Source organism: Saccharopolyspora hirsuta (assembly GCF_008630535.1).
Lineage (GTDB): Bacteria > Actinomycetota > Actinomycetes > Mycobacteriales > Pseudonocardiaceae > Saccharopolyspora > Saccharopolyspora hirsuta.
Map to the genome: position 1 here is coordinate 24,948 of NZ_VWPH01000003.1, position 13,606 is coordinate 38,553.

At 72.0% G+C, this 13,606-nt stretch carries 15 protein-coding genes; 8 read left to right on the forward strand and 7 right to left on the reverse strand.

The genetic code is table 11. The features are described 5' to 3' along the window. Positions 1-30: 30 nt before the first annotated feature. Positions 31-1,866, forward strand: coding sequence for a S9 family peptidase (locus tag F1721_RS06220; RefSeq protein ID WP_150065607.1), 1,836 nt, complete (start codon positions 31-33; stop codon positions 1,864-1,866). 52 nt (positions 1,867-1,918) lie between these two features. On the opposite strand, the gene F1721_RS06225 is transcribed toward F1721_RS06220, so the two are convergent. Both F1721_RS06225 and F1721_RS06230 read right to left on the reverse strand, forming a co-directional pair. Next, positions 1,919-2,413, reverse strand: coding sequence for a DUF1059 domain-containing protein (locus tag F1721_RS06225; RefSeq protein ID WP_150065608.1), 495 nt, complete (start codon positions 2,411-2,413; stop codon positions 1,919-1,921). Then, positions 2,398-3,072, reverse strand: coding sequence for a class I SAM-dependent methyltransferase (locus F1721_RS06230; RefSeq protein WP_150065609.1), 675 nt, complete (start codon positions 3,070-3,072; stop codon positions 2,398-2,400). The genes F1721_RS06225 and F1721_RS06230 overlap by 16 nt, the downstream gene beginning before the upstream one ends. Before the next feature lie 148 nt (positions 3,073-3,220). Between F1721_RS06230 and F1721_RS06235 the strand changes: the two genes are divergently transcribed. Further along, positions 3,221-5,071: a glycoside hydrolase family 35 protein gene (locus F1721_RS06235; protein WP_150065610.1), complete on the forward strand. Its 1,851-nt coding sequence runs from the start codon at positions 3,221-3,223 to the stop codon at positions 5,069-5,071. Positions 5,072-5,113: 42 nt separating this feature from the next. Here the strand turns inward: F1721_RS06235 and F1721_RS06240 are convergent, their stop codons facing one another. Further along, positions 5,114-5,632 (reverse strand): GNAT family N-acetyltransferase, encoded by a 519-nt coding sequence (locus tag F1721_RS06240; RefSeq protein WP_150065611.1) that lies wholly within the window; start codon positions 5,630-5,632, stop codon positions 5,114-5,116. 75 nt (positions 5,633-5,707) lie between these two features. Between F1721_RS06240 and F1721_RS06245 the strand changes: the two genes are divergently transcribed. From F1721_RS06245 to F1721_RS06255, 3 genes are all read left to right on the forward strand, one after another. Next, a complete protein-coding gene (locus tag F1721_RS06245) occupies positions 5,708-6,238 on the forward strand; it encodes a TetR/AcrR family transcriptional regulator (protein WP_150065612.1) in 531 nt (176 codons plus the stop codon). A gap of 51 nt (positions 6,239-6,289) precedes the next feature. Beyond that, entirely contained in the window at positions 6,290-7,354 is a 1,065-nt protein-coding gene (locus tag F1721_RS06250) for an NADH:flavin oxidoreductase/NADH oxidase (RefSeq protein WP_150065613.1), read from the forward strand. Between the two features lie 145 nt (positions 7,355-7,499). After that, positions 7,500-8,033: a DUF3558 family protein gene (locus tag F1721_RS06255; protein ID WP_170301382.1), complete on the forward strand. Its 534-nt coding sequence runs from the start codon at positions 7,500-7,502 to the stop codon at positions 8,031-8,033. Between the two features lie 68 nt (positions 8,034-8,101). Here the strand turns inward: F1721_RS06255 and F1721_RS06260 are convergent, their stop codons facing one another. Continuing rightward, complete coding sequence (locus F1721_RS06260; RefSeq protein ID WP_150065615.1) at positions 8,102-8,584, reverse strand: Dps family protein; 483 nt, start codon at positions 8,582-8,584, stop codon at positions 8,102-8,104. 156 nt (positions 8,585-8,740) lie between these two features. Further along, positions 8,741-9,667 (reverse strand): NADP-dependent oxidoreductase, encoded by a 927-nt coding sequence (locus F1721_RS06265; RefSeq protein WP_150065616.1) that lies wholly within the window; start codon positions 9,665-9,667, stop codon positions 8,741-8,743. A gap of 73 nt (positions 9,668-9,740) precedes the next feature. On the opposite strand from F1721_RS06265, the gene F1721_RS06270 reads away from it, so the two are divergent. Continuing rightward, the gene (locus F1721_RS06270) at positions 9,741-10,121 is read left to right on the forward strand and encodes a winged helix-turn-helix transcriptional regulator (protein WP_150065617.1); all 381 of its coding nucleotides are present in this window, start codon (positions 9,741-9,743) and stop codon (positions 10,119-10,121) included. 166 nt (positions 10,122-10,287) lie between these two features. Here F1721_RS06270 and F1721_RS06275 read toward each other — a convergent pair whose 3' ends face one another. Next, entirely contained in the window at positions 10,288-10,842 is a 555-nt protein-coding gene (locus F1721_RS06275) for an NADPH-dependent FMN reductase (protein ID WP_150065618.1), read from the reverse strand. Positions 10,843-11,011: 169 nt separating this feature from the next. Between F1721_RS06275 and F1721_RS06280 the strand changes: the two genes are divergently transcribed. Then, positions 11,012-12,079 (forward strand): alpha/beta hydrolase, encoded by a 1,068-nt coding sequence (locus tag F1721_RS06280; RefSeq protein WP_150065619.1) that lies wholly within the window; start codon positions 11,012-11,014, stop codon positions 12,077-12,079. Between the two features lie 3 nt (positions 12,080-12,082). Here the strand turns inward: F1721_RS06280 and F1721_RS06285 are convergent, their stop codons facing one another. Next, positions 12,083-12,499 carry a hypothetical protein gene (locus F1721_RS06285; protein ID WP_150065620.1) on the reverse strand — a complete coding sequence of 139 codons (417 nt, stop codon included), beginning with the start codon at positions 12,497-12,499 and terminating at the stop codon, positions 12,083-12,085. Between the two features lie 15 nt (positions 12,500-12,514). Between F1721_RS06285 and F1721_RS06290 the strand changes: the two genes are divergently transcribed. Continuing rightward, positions 12,515-13,606 (forward strand): FAD-dependent monooxygenase, encoded by a 1,092-nt coding sequence (locus F1721_RS06290; protein WP_150065621.1) that lies wholly within the window; start codon positions 12,515-12,517, stop codon positions 13,604-13,606.

The window sequence follows — 13,606 nt, forward strand, 5'->3', positions numbered from 1 at the left end:
GTCGCGGGGGCATCGGGCAGTATCGAGGGGGTGAGCACCTACCCCGAGGCGAAGATCCCCGAGAAGCTTTTCGACGACCCCGAGCGGGAGGCCCGGTGGCGGGCGCGGTTCAGCGCGCCGCGCGTGTCGTTGCCGGACTGGGCGCGCGACGCGCCGCAGCGCAGCCTGTACGTGTCGAACTTCAGCGGTACCTGGGAGCTCTACGCGTGGGACCGCGACGCGGACAAGCACCGCCAGGTCACCGACCGTCCGAACGGGACGTTCCACGGCACGCTGTCCGCGGACGGCGAGCAGATCTGGTGGTTCGACGACACCGACGGCGACGAGTTCGGCAGCTGGCGGGTGGAGCCGTTCCACCCCGGTGGTGAGGCGAAGCCCGCGCTGCCGGGCACGCACCCCGGCTACCCGGCCGGTCTGGAGCTCGGCCGGTCGGTGATCGGCATGGGGATGTCCACCGATGACGGCGTGACGGTCTGGGTGGTGCGCGACGGCAAGCCGGAGGTGCTCTACGAGCACGAGCAGGACGGCGGGCTGTCCGCGATGTCCTGGGACGAGTCGATGCTGGTGATCTCGCACTCCGAGCACGGCGACAGCCGCCACCCGGCCCTGCGGGTGCTGCGCACCGACGGCTCCGAGGTCGCGGAGAAGTGGGACGGCCCGGGCAAGGGGCTCGACGCGCTGGCGTTCGCGCCGGTCGCCGGCGACCCCCGGCTGCTGGTGCTGCACGAGCGCCGCGGCAAGGAGGAGCTGCTGATCTGGGACGTCGCGGCGGACACCGAGACCGAGATCGAGCTCGACCTGCCCGGCGAGGTCTCGGCCGACTGGTACCCGGACGGCAAGGCGCTGCTGATCGCGCACACCCACCACGCGCGGACCACCATGCACCGCTACGACCTGACCACCAAGACCCTCACCGAGCTGGCCACGCCGCCCGGCACGGTGGTGGGCGCGACCGTGCGGCCGGACCACTCCGTGGAGTACGTGTGGTCGTCGGCGGCGACGCCGTCGCTGGTGCGCACGGTGTCCGCCGACGGCGAGGACCAGGTCCTGCTGACGCCGCCCGGGGAGCGGCCGCCGGGGTCGGAGGCCGTCACCGACGTGTTCGTCGAGGTGCCGTACGGGCCGAACGACACGGTGCACGCGCTGGTGGCCCGCCCGGCCGGGGCCGAGGACGGGCCGCTGCCGACGGTCTTCAACCTGCACGGCGGGCCGCACGCGGCGGACGAGGACCGGTTCTCGGCCTACCGCGCGGCCTGGCTGGACGCAGGGTTCGCCGTGGTGGAGATCAACTACCGGGGCTCCACCGGGTACGGCTCGGCCTGGCGCGACGCCATCGAGGGGCGGCCGGGGCTGACCGAGCTCGAGGACGTCGCGCGGGTGCACGACTGGGCCGTCGAGGCCGGGCTGACGACCCCGGCGCAGAGCATCGTCGCGGGCGCGTCCTGGGGCGGGTACCTGACGCTGCTGGCGCTGGGCACCCAGCCGGAGCGGTGGGCGGGCGGCGTCGCCGGGGTCCCGGTGGCCGACTACGTCTCCGCGTACGCCGACGAGATGGAGCCGCTGCGGGCCTACGACCGCGCGCTGTTCGGCGGTTCGCCGGAGGACGTGCCGGAGGTGTACGAGAAGGCCTCGCCGATCACCTACGTGGACCAGGTGCGGGTGCCGACGCTGGTGCTGGCCGGGGACAACGACCCGCGCTGCCCGATCCAGCAGATCCTGAACTACCTGGACCGGTTGGGGCAGCGGGACATCCCGTTCGAGTTCTACCGCTACGACGCGGGCCACGGCTCGCTGGTGGTGGCCGAGACGCTGCGCCAGGTGGCGGCGGAGATCCACTTCGCCCGCCGCGCCGTCGGCCTGGGCTGACGCCCCGGGGGGACCGCGGTTTCCGCGGGAACCGCGGTCCCCGAGCTTCCGATCACAGGGTTTCGGCGCGGACGACGTCGAGGTTGTGGAAGGTGGGTTCCTCGTCGCAGAGGTCGCGCATCTTGCGGGAAAGGGCGTCGGTCTCCGGGAGGCGCGAGTTGCGCATCGCCTCGTCGTAGGACGGGAACTCCACGAACTCGTAGTAGCTCCCCGGCTTCTCGTGCTCCTGGGTGAGCACCGCGCGGGTCGCGGTGCACTTGCCCCCGGTGACCGCCTCCCACTCGTCGAGCAGTTCGTCCAGCTGATCTCGCTTGCCGGTCTTGAACTCGATGAGCTGCACGAAGTTCATGCCGTCCGGACCGGTGGCGTGCTCGTCCTCCAGCAGTCCGCGGATCTGCTCGCGCAGCTGCGGGGTGTCCTCGTGCTCGTGCACCGACACCGCGTGCTCGACCGCGGCGCGGAGCACTTCCTCCTCCTCGCCGACGAGGGTGAGCGTGCAGCCGGACTCGCTCGGGTACTTGCGGCAGTCCGCTACCTTCCTGGCCATGGCGGATCTCCTGTTCTGCCGATGGAGTCGCGCAGCCACCCCAGCTCGCGCTCGTACTGCGGGTCGGGGTGGGTGGCGATGCCCTGCACCAGCGGGACGCGCACCTGCGCGGCGGGCCAGAACCAGTCGGCTCGGCGCACCACCAGCCCGGCCATCTGCACCTGGAGCAGGACTTCGACGTTGAGGCGGCAGAGCCGGGTGCCCTGCAGCATCTCCTGCGCCTCGTCCTGAGCTCGCCCGACCACGCCGGGAGCTCGGGTGTGCTCGAGGAACAGCAGCTGCCCGACGGGGCGCAGCACCCGGCCGACCTCCTGCAGCACGGCGCGCGGTTTCGCCGTGCAGCACAGCGAGAACCGGCTGACGACCACGTCGAAGGCGTCGTCCGGGAACGGCAGCTGCGCCGGGTCCGCGTCGACCGGGTCCACCGCGAGGTCCGCGCGGACGCGGCTCACCTCGGCGGACGCGCCGAGCAGCGCCAGGTAGCGGACGTGGCGGTAGCCGAGGAGGTCTTCCGGGTCGAAGGCGCCGACGTCGAGCACCTGGCCCGCCGCCCGCTTGCCGGTCAGGGTGCGGAACCGGTGGAGCATCTCGACTGGCGCGGAGGAGTCCACCCGCTTGTAGTGGCATCGGACGCGCACCGCGCGGGCCCGCTGGGTCATGTCCGCAGCATGCGCGGCACGCAAGCCGTCTACCAGGGGATTCCGGCCCACCGGCTGGTCCGTTCCGGTGGCAGCACTGGCCTGGGATTGATCGAAACCGCAAGAATGGTGGCCATTTCACACAGCATCGAGCAGGCGGGGTGGGGAAATGGCAAGCGTCAGCAGACGGGGCTTCCTGGGCGCGCTCGGCGTCGGCGGTCTCGTCCTCAGCATGTCGGCCGGGACCAACCGGGTGGTCGCGCAGGCGCAGCAGCGGTCCGGGCTGACCGTGCGCGGCGACGAGTTCCTGCTCGACGGCGAGCCGTTCCGGATCATCGCCGGGGAGTTCCACTACTTCCGCACCCACCCGGACCAGTGGCGGGACCGGTTGACCCGGATGCGCGCGCTCGGGCTGAACACCGTGGACACCTACGTCGCGTGGAACTTCCACGAACCGCGGCGCGGCGAGGTGGACTTCACCGGCTGGCGCGATGTCGTGCGGTTCGTGGAGATCGCCGGGGAGGTCGGCCTCAAGGTCACCGTCCGCCCCGGTCCGTACGTCTGCGCGGAGTGGGACTTCGGCGGCCTGCCCGCCTGGCTGCTCGCCGACCCCGACCTGCCGCTGCGCTGCGACGACCCGGCCTACCGCGAGCTGGTCGACGAGTGGTTCGGCGAGCTGCTGCCTCGGCTGGCACCGCTGCAGGCGACCCGCGGCGGACCGGTGATCGCGTTCCAGGTGGAGAACGAGTACGGCAGCTACGGCAACGAGCAGCAGCACCTCGCGCACCTGCGGGACACGTTGCGCCGCAACGGGATCGACAGCCTGCTGTTCTGCTCGAACGGGCCGTCGGAGTACATGCTGCGCGGCGGGAACCTGCCGGACGTGCTGGCCACGGTGAACTTCAGCGGCGATCCGACCGAGCCGTTCGCCGCGCTGCGCCGCTACCAGCCGGAGGGCCCGATCTGGTGCACGGAGTTCTGGGACGGCTGGTTCGACCACTGGGGCGAGCAGCACCACACCACCGATCCCGCGCAGACCGCGGCGGACGTGGCGAAGATGCTGTCGGCCAACGCCTCGGTGACGTTGTACATGGCCGTCGGCGGCACCAACTTCGGCTGGTGGGCGGGCGCGAACCACGACGACGCCGAGGACCGGTACCAGCCGACGATCACCAGCTACGACTACGACTCCCCCATCGGCGAGGCCGGTGAGCTGACCGAGAAGTTCCACCGGATCCGCGAGGTGATCGCCGAGCACGCCCCGGTGCCGGACGAACCGCTGCCCCCGCTACCGCCCCGCCTCCCCGCGCAACGCGTCCGCCCGGACGCCTCGGTCGGGCTGCTGGACTCCCTCGACGTGCTCAGCGAACCGACGCAGCGGTCGGCGCCGGTGCACATGGAGGCGCTGGGCCAGCCGCACGGGCTGATCCACTACCGCACGCGCATCCAGGGGCCGCGCGAGACGGCCGGGCTGAAGGTGCGCGGGTTGGCGGACCGGGCGCTGGTGTTCGCCGACGGCGCGCTGCTCGGGACGCTGGACCGGAACGAGCCGCAGGGTTCGGTGGAGGTGCCGGTGCCGGGCGAATCCGTGCAGCTGGACCTGCTGGTCGACCCCGGCGGCCGGATCAACTTCGGGCACCGGCTCAACGACCCCAAGGGCATCACCGACCGCGTGCTGCACGGCGGGCAGGCGCTGTTCGGCTGGGAGATCCGCCCGCTGCCGCTCGACGACCTCTCCGGCCTGCGCTTCTCCCCCGGCACGGCCGCCGGACCGGCCTTCCACCGCGCGGCGCTGCGGATCGGCGAGCCCGCGGACGGGTTCCTCGCGCTGCCGGGCTGGACGAAGGGCCTGGTGTGGCTGAACGGGTTCCTGCTCGGCCGCTACTGGTCGATCGGCCCGCAGCGCACCCTGTACGCGCCGAGTCCACTGTGGAGGGCCGGGGTCAACGAGCTGGTCGTGCTCGAGCTCCACGAGCCCGGCGCGGAGATCGAGCTCCGCTCCGAACCCGACCTGGGGTGACTGGTCGTGAGTGCGTAACAGTGTTCGAACACTGTTACGCACTCACGAGCCCCGGAGGTCCAAGCGGTACTGCAGCTCTTCGAGGCGCTGGCCCCACTGCTGGACGGATTTCCGCTCCACGCAGCGGAATCCGGCGTCGAGGTAGAGGTGCGCCGCGGCTTCGAGCTGGCCGACCGTCCAGAGCTTGACCTGCTCGAAGTCGCGGTCCCGCGCGTGGTCCAGGAGGGCGCGGATCAACCGTCTCCCGACGCCCGCCCCTCGCGCCGCGGGCGAGACCAGGAACCACCGCAGCTGCGCGACACCCGCTCCTTCGTCGGTGAGCGCGACGGTGCCCACGACCTCGCCATCGCGCTCGGCGAGCCAGAGCAGGCCGGGATCGGCGCCCGGGGCGTCGCGGGCTTCGCCCAGCGCTGCGGCGAAAGCCGCCAGACCTCGGGCGACGTGCGCTTCGAAGCGCTCGTCGAAGCCGTACTCGCGGGCGTAGAACCGGCCGTGCATGGCGAGCACGGTGCCGAGGTCGCCGGGCTTCGGACCGGTCCGGATGGTGATCTCGGGAGCCATCTCCACTCCTGGCGGTGAAACAGTTGTTTCACCCGTAGGCTAGCAGTCCGACCAGGACCGGAACAGAGGGCGACGATGACCGAGCGGGACACGGGGCGACGGGCCGAGCTGCTCGCGAAGCTCCTGGACTACTCCGCCGCGCACGGCCTGTCGGAGGTGTCGCTGCGCCCGCTCGCGGCCGCGGTCGGCTCCAGCCCGCGCATGCTGCTGTACTTCTTCGGCTCCAAGGAAGGCCTGGTCCGCGAGGTGCACCGGCACGCCCGCGACGTCCAGCTCCAGCTGCTCGCCGACGCCCTGGCGGACTGCCAGGACCGCACCGATGCGCTGCGCGCGCTGTGGCGCTGGCTGAGCTCCACCGCGCACCGCGACGTGATCCGGTTCTTCTTCGAGAGCTACGCGCGCTCGTTGCAGGGCGGCGCGTGGGAGGGCTTCGGCGAGGCCAGCGTCCGCGAGTGGCTGCCGCCGCTCCAGCAGGCCCTCGGCGGCTCCGAGGCGGAGGCGACCCTGGCGCTGGCCGCGCTCCGCGGACTGGTCCTCGACCTGCTGGCCACCGGGGACACCGAGCGCGTGGACGCCGCGTTCGAGGCCCTGCTCGCCGGGATGTGAGATGGTCGACGCACCGGAATATCTGGTTCCGCGCGGTTGTCGACCCCTGTCGTGAGCCATCTCTTCGAACCGATCAAGCTGCGCGACCTCGTCATCCGCAACCGCGCCTGGGTGTCCCCGATGTGCCAGTACTCGGCGACCGACGGCGTGCCCGACGACTGGCACCTGGTGCACCTCGGCCAGTTCGCCACCGGCGGCGCCGGGCTGATCATCTCCGAGGCCACCGCGGTGGTCCCGGAGGGCCGGATCAGCCCGCAGGACACCGGCCTGTGGAACGACGAGCAGGTCGCGGCCTGGCGGCGGATCACCGACTTCCTGCACGAGCAGGGCGCGGCGACCGGTGTCCAGCTCGCGCACGCCGGGCGCAAGGCGTCCACCTCCGCGCCGTGGGAGGGCGGGCAGACGGTCCCCGAGTCCGAGGGCGGCTGGGAGACGGTCAGCTCGACCAGCAACGCCTTCGGCAACTACGCCGCGCCGCGCGCCCTGACCGAGGCCGAGGTGGCGGAGCTGCCCGCCCAGTTCGCGGCGGCCGCCCGCCGGGCCGAGCAGGCCGGGTTCGACGTGGTCGAGCTGCACTTCGCGCACGGCTACCTGGCGCACCAGTTCTACTCGCCGCTGGTCAACGACCGCACCGACCGCTACGGCGGCGACTTCGACAACCGGGTGCGGGTGCTGCTGGAGATCACCGACGCGGTCCGCGAGGTGTGGCCCGCGGACCGGCCGCTGTTCGTGCGGATCTCGGCGACCGACTGGGTCGAGGGCGGCTGGACCGGCGATGACTCGGTGCGGCTGTCCCGCCTGCTCGCCGAGCGCGGGGTGGACCTGGTGGACGTCTCCACCGGCGGTGCGACGCCGAAGGCGGACATCCCGGTCAGCGCCGGTTACCAGGTGCGCTTCGCCCGCCAGGTGCGCGCCGAGGCGGACGTGCCCACCGCGGCGGTCGGCCTGATCACCTCGCCCGAGCAGGCGGAGGAGATCGTCGCCTCCGGTTCGGCGGACGCGGTCCTGCTCGGCCGCGAGCTGCTCCGCGACCCGCACTGGCCGCTGCGCGCGGCCGACCGCCTGCACGCCGACAACATCTGGCCGAAGCAGTACGAGCGCGCCCGCCGCGTCTGACCGTCCGCCGAGGTGGAGGGCACCGCCCCTCCACCTCGGCTGCTCGTCCACTGTGGAGATGCCGGGGGGTTCTGGGGCGAAGTTGCCCCGGTGGTGTTCGATTCGCGTAATCTCGCCTCAGGAACTCCTCGGACGTGAGATGGGCATGCGTACAACACCAGTCACAGCCGCCGCTGCGGTGGTCCTCACCGGCCTGCTGCTCACGGGGTGCGCGACCTCGGAGGACGACGCACCTGCACCGGAGGAGGAACCGCTGGTCGGCCCGACGTTGGCCGGGTTCGACCCGTGCGCGGTGCTGTCCCAGAGCGACCTGCAGCACGTCGGGGTCACCGCGCCCGGGGAGCAGGCCGACGAGAACGGCGAGGTCGGCTGCAACTTCCGCGGCGACGACGAGTTCCTGCTGCGGATCTCCAAGGCCGAGACGACCGACCTCGACGCCTGGCAGCAGCAGCGCGGCGGCTTCAGCAGCTTCGAGCCGAACACCGTCGGCACCCGGCCCGGCATCAGCGCGGTGCCCAGCGGCTCCCCGGAGTTCTCCTGGTGCAGGCAGATCGTGGCGGCCGGGGAGGGCTCGGTCTCGGTGGAGCTCAAGTACAACGCCGACACCGGCCCGGCCGACCCGGAGACCTGCGCGAAGGCCCTGGAGATCGCCCAGGTCCTGGAGCCCAACCTCCCCTGACCGACGCCTCGTGAGTGCTTTGCGGTGCTACGACCCCGCAAAACGCTCACGGGCGATCACCTGCCGGGTCAGGACGCGAGCTGCGACTGCCACATCCAGTGGGCCTTCTCCAGCTCGGCCGCGATGCTGATCAGCAGGTCCTGGGTGACCAGGTCCGTCTTGTCGGACTCGTCGATGCGGACGCGCAGGCGGCGGATCAGCTCGCCGAGCGCTCGGGTGATCGACTCGATCACCTCCTTGTCGCTGCGCCAGTCCGATTCGAACTTCGGCAGTCCGGAACCCTCCGCCACCGTGGCGGCGCGGCCGTCCGGCGAGACGCCGATGGCGGCGGCGCGCTCGGCGACGTCGTCGGCGAAGCCGCGCGCGGTGCTGACCAGTTCGTCGAGGTGCAGGTGCACGTCGCGGAAGAACCGGCCGACGACGTTCCAGTGCGCCTGCTTGGCCACCAGGTGCAGGTCGATCAGGTCCAGCAGCGTCGCCTGCAGCAGCTTGCCGGTGGTGTCCTGGTCCTGGTCGTTGAGCGGGCTGGTGATCGGAGCCTTCTGGGCCATGAGCGGTGCAACCTCCTCGGACGCGAGCTGCCTCGCAACCGAGGGTGCTGGTTCGGCGGTACTGGCGCACTTCGAACGGCTGCGGACGGTGACCTGGGTCGCCTCTCCGGCGCTGCGCCACGGCCGACCGAGCGCCGAAGAGATGGCCGACCGCGCTCAGACGGTGAGGACGAGCTTGCCCTGGAGGTGACCGCCGTCGAGCAGCCGGTGCGCGTCGGCGACGCGCTCGAACGGGAACGTCTCCTGCACGTGGACCCGCAGCCTGCCCTGTTCGACGAGTTCGGCCAGACCTCGCAGGGCGACCGGATCTGGGTCGACCGCGATGCCGCTGAAGCGCATGCCAGCCGCCTCGAACTCGGCGGCGAGCTCCGAATCCCCCTCGGCGACCGCCGTCACCAGGTGACCGCCGGGACGGAGCACTGCGAGCGACCGCTCGACGGCGTCGCCGCCGAGCGTGTCGAGCACCAGATCGACGTCGCGGATCACCTCCGCGAAGTCGACCGCCGTGTAGTCGACCACCTCGTCGGCGCCGAGCCCCTCGACGAACTCCCGCTTGCCACCGCTGGCGGTCGTGATCACGTGCGCGCCGAGTGCTTTGGCGATCTGGATCGCGACGTGGCCGACCCCACCGCCACCGCCGTGGACCAGGACGCGGGCGCCCTCGGACACACCGCCGAGGTCGACGAGGCCCTGCCACGCCGTCAGCCCGACGACCGGCAACGCCGCAGCCTCGACGTGCGAGAGCGACGGCGGCTTGCGCGCCAGGTGCAGCGCCGGAGCCGACACGACCTCGGCGTACGCACTCGCCGCCCGGGGGAACAGCGGCATTCCGAACACTTCGTCCCCGGGCCTGAACCGCCATGTCGCCGCCTCTTCGACCACGCCGCTGATGTCCCAGCCGAGGATGAACGGCGGCTGGCCGATCAGCGGGAACTCACCGGCGCGCAGGCGCGCTTCCAGCGGGTTCAGCCCGATCGCCGTGACGCGGACGAGGACCTCGGTCGGCAGGGGCCGGGGCTCGGGCGCGTCCGCGATGGTGAGCACCTCGGGGCCGCCGAGCGCTTGCTGGGTGATGACTCGCATGACTCTCCTTGCTCGGGAGGGGCGAGAACCCAGGCTAGGTTTCCGATAGGAACCAACAGGTACCTTTGGCGCCATGAGCGGCTTCGGCCCCGACGATCCGTTTCTCGCCGACTGCCCGGCACGCCTGGCGGTCGAGCTGATCGCCGACAAGTGGACGGTGGTCGTGCTCTACGGCCTCAGCAGGGGTCCGGTGCGGCATGGCGAGCTGGTCGAGCTGATCGGCGGCATCTCCCGCAAGATGCTCACCCAGACGCTCCGACGGCTCGAGGCCCACGGGCTCGTCCGCCGGCACGCGTACGCCGAGGTGCCGCCCCGCGTCGAGTACGAGCTCACCCCGCTCGGAGCGACGCTGATCGATCCGATCCACGTGCTGACCGAATGGGCGAGGGCGAACGGCGACGCAGTGCTCGACGCGCTCGACGCTGATTCCGAGCCGGTCGCCCACGGCGACTGAGGCGCAGGCGACGGTAGAGCGTCCAGCGCGGCTTCATGCCCGCATCTGGCATGCAGGTGCCAAGCGCCGTTCGGTGAAGCACCAGATCCTGGTTCCGCAGCCGCGAGCAGCAAAGCGCCGGATCGATGCGGTACCGCAGGCGCACGATCAGCGGCTCGGGACCTTCTCAGGAGCGGTTCGCGAAGTCCACGACCTGGCGGCCGATGGTGCGCAGGATGGTGGCGACCTTCTCGTCCGCGCACTCACCGCCGGGTTCGAAGTGCGTCTCCGCGGAGTTGACCGCGCCGCCGAGCGGCGTCGGCCAGCCGCGAAGCGCGTGCACGACGGAGCGCAGGGCTTGCAGCGTGGTGACGGTGGCCTGCCAGCCGTACGCGATGCCGATGCAGCCGACCGCGCGGCCGTCCAGGTAGGGCCGCTCGTCGTCGCGCAGGTCCTCCGCGTAGTCCAGGGCGTTCTTGATCAGGCCCGAGACCGTGCCGTGGTAGCCGGGCGAGGAGAGGATGACGCCGTCGGCGTTGCGCAGCGCGTCCACCAGGTCCAGCGCGTTGTCGGCGCGCTCGGTCAGGTGCGGGTCGTAGAACGGCAGGGCGAGGCTGCTGCCGGTGATCGCGTGGACCTTGGCACCGGCTTCCCGGGCTCCCGCCAGCGCCGCGTGCAGCGCGCGCTCGGACTGCGAGTCCGGCCGCACCGAACCGCCGATTCCCACCACGGTCACCGTCATGCGTTGATCCTTCCACCCGCGCGCCGCGCCTGTCTTCCCCCGACGGACGTCGCCACGCTACGACTTCGAGCCCGGTCGAGGTCAAAGCGGAACGGCGGTGTGCTGGAACACAGCTACTTGCGGGTAGCCTCAACGTCGCCCTGCTGCCTTCCCGGGGAGGTCCACGCCCATGCCCAAGGTCCTCGAACTGGTGCAACCGAAGCTGGAGGCCGCGGCGCTGCGCGGCATCTTCGCGCTGCCCCGCCCCGTGCGACGGCTGATCGCCGGACCGCCCATCCGCCTGGACGACCAGGAACTCGCGCTGGACGCCCAGCTGCTGCTCAAGCTGCAGAAGCTCCGCGGGCACGAGCAGCTCGCCGCCGCCACGCCGGAGCTGGCCCGCGCGGCGATGCGCCAGGGCACCCGCCTCACCTCGACCGCACCGGTCAGCGGCGTGGTGGTCGCCGACCGGCAGATCCCGACCGCGAACGGCGAGCTGGCCGCCCGGCTGTACCGGCCGCGCGAGCTCACCGGCACCAGCCCGCTGCTGGTCTTCTTCCACGGTGGCGGCTGGGTCATCGGCGACCTGGACACCCACGACGACCTGTGCCGGTTCCTGGCCAAGCACGCCGGTGTCCGGGTGCTGTCGGTCGACTACCGGCTGGCCCCGGAGTTCCCGTTCCCCGCCGCGCTGGACGACAGCCTCGCCGCCTACCGGTACGCCGTGGACAACGCCGCCGAGCTGGGCACCAGCAGCGACGCGATCGCGGTCGGCGGGGACAGCGCGGGCGGCAACCTGGCCGCCTCAGTCGCCCTGATCGCCACCCGATCCGACCTGGTCGCGCCGGTGTTCCAGCTGCTGATCTACCCGGCGGTGGACGCCACCGCGCGCCGCCGCTCGCGGGAGCTGTTCGGCAACGGCTTCCTGCTCACCGACGAGGACATGACCTGGTTCATGGACAAGTACCAGCCCGACGAGGCCCTGCGCGCCGACCCGCGCCTGTCGGTGCTGCTGGCCGAGGACCTGAGCGGCCTGCCCGCGGCGTGCGTGGTCACGGCCGGGTTCGACCCGCTGCGCGACGAGGGCGAGGCGTACGCGGCGCGGCTGGCCGAGGAGGGCGTGCCGGTGATCAGCCGCCGGTTCCCGGACCTGATCCACGGCTTCGCCAACCTGCGCACCGTCGGCGACCGCTTCCAGGAGGCCCTGTTCGAGATCGTCGGCGCCCTGCGCGCTGGGTTGTCCCTGCAGAAGACGTGAGGTTCACGGCGCGGACGGATCGGCCGCCCGCGCCCGGGCGCGGGCGGTCTCGGACAGCCGACCGCTGATGTCGGCGAGCGTGGCCCCGCGCAGCGAATCCCACCAGGCCCGGTCCGCGTCGAGCACGATCTTCGCGACGGGGCACGGCCCCGTGCACCGCTGGCGTTCATCGGGCTGGGCAACGGATTCCTGCTGCCGCCGCTGATCGGTGCGGCGCTGGCCCAGGTGCGCCCGGACCAGGCCGGGTCGGCGTCGGGCACGGTGACGACCGCCCAGCAGTTCGAGAACTCGCTCGGCGTCACCGTGCTCGGCACGCTGGTCTTCGCGCTCGGCGGGTCCGGGATGCTCGCCGCCGACACCCGCCGTGGAAGCTGTCTGCGCGGTGTGCGTCGTGGCGGTGGTGCTGATCGTGCGCGGCACCGAGGAGGAGGCGTGATGCGGAAGGCCATCGTCATCGGCGGCGGGATCGGGGGCTTGGCCGCCGCTGCCGCACTGGTCCAGCGGGGCTGGCAGGTGGAGGTGCTGGAACGAGCGCCCGAGTTCACCGAGGTCGGCGCCGGGATCTCGGTGTGGCCGAACGCGTTGCGCGCGTTGGACGTCCTGGGGCTGGGCGACCCGGTGCGCGAGCGCGCGGTGCTGTCCGGGCAGGCGGGCATCAAGGATTCCGACGGCCGCTGGCTCTCGCGCATGGACACCGCTGAAGTCGAGTCCCGCTTCGGATCGGTGGTGATGCTGCACCGCGCCGAACTCCTCGACGTCCTGCGCGCCGCGGTCCCGCCGGAGGCGCTGCGCAGCGGCGTCGAGGTGCACCAAGCGCGGCCGGACGGCGTCGTGCTGCACTCCGACGGGGAATCCCGGGCGGACCTCGTGGTGGGCGCTGACGACATCCGCAGCGCCGTCCGGACCTCAGCCTGGAGCTCGTCCCCAGCACCGCGCTATGCCGGTTACACGGCCTGGCGGATGATCACCGAGCCGATCGAGATCGGCGACAGCGGTGAATCCTGGGGCCGCGGCGAGCGATTCGGCTACGCGGCCCTGCCGGACGGGCGGGTCTACTGCTTCGCGGTGGCCAACGCCCCGGAAGCCGGACCCCGCACGGGGCTGGCCGAACTGCGCCGCCGGTTCGCGTCCTGGCACGCCCCGATCCCTTCGCTGCTCGACGCGACGCGCGAGGAGTCGGTGCTGCACCACGACCTGTACGAGATGCCGCCGCTGCGGTCCTACGTGAAGGGCCGCATCGCGCTGGTCGGCGACGCCGCGCACGCGATGACGCCGAACCTCGGTCAAGGAGCGTGCCAGGCGCTGGAAGACGCTGTGGTGCTTGCGGAAACGGCGCCTGACCTCGCGAGCTACGACCAGAAGCGACGGCCCCGAACGCAGCGGATAGCCGCACTGTCCCGCCGGATGGGCATGGTGGCGCAATGGTCGTCCGCCCCCGCCGTGGCACTGCGAAACACGGCCCTGCGCCTAGCACCGAAGTCCGCGGCCTTCCGCTCCCTGGAGCCGGTCCTGAACTGGCGCGGTTGA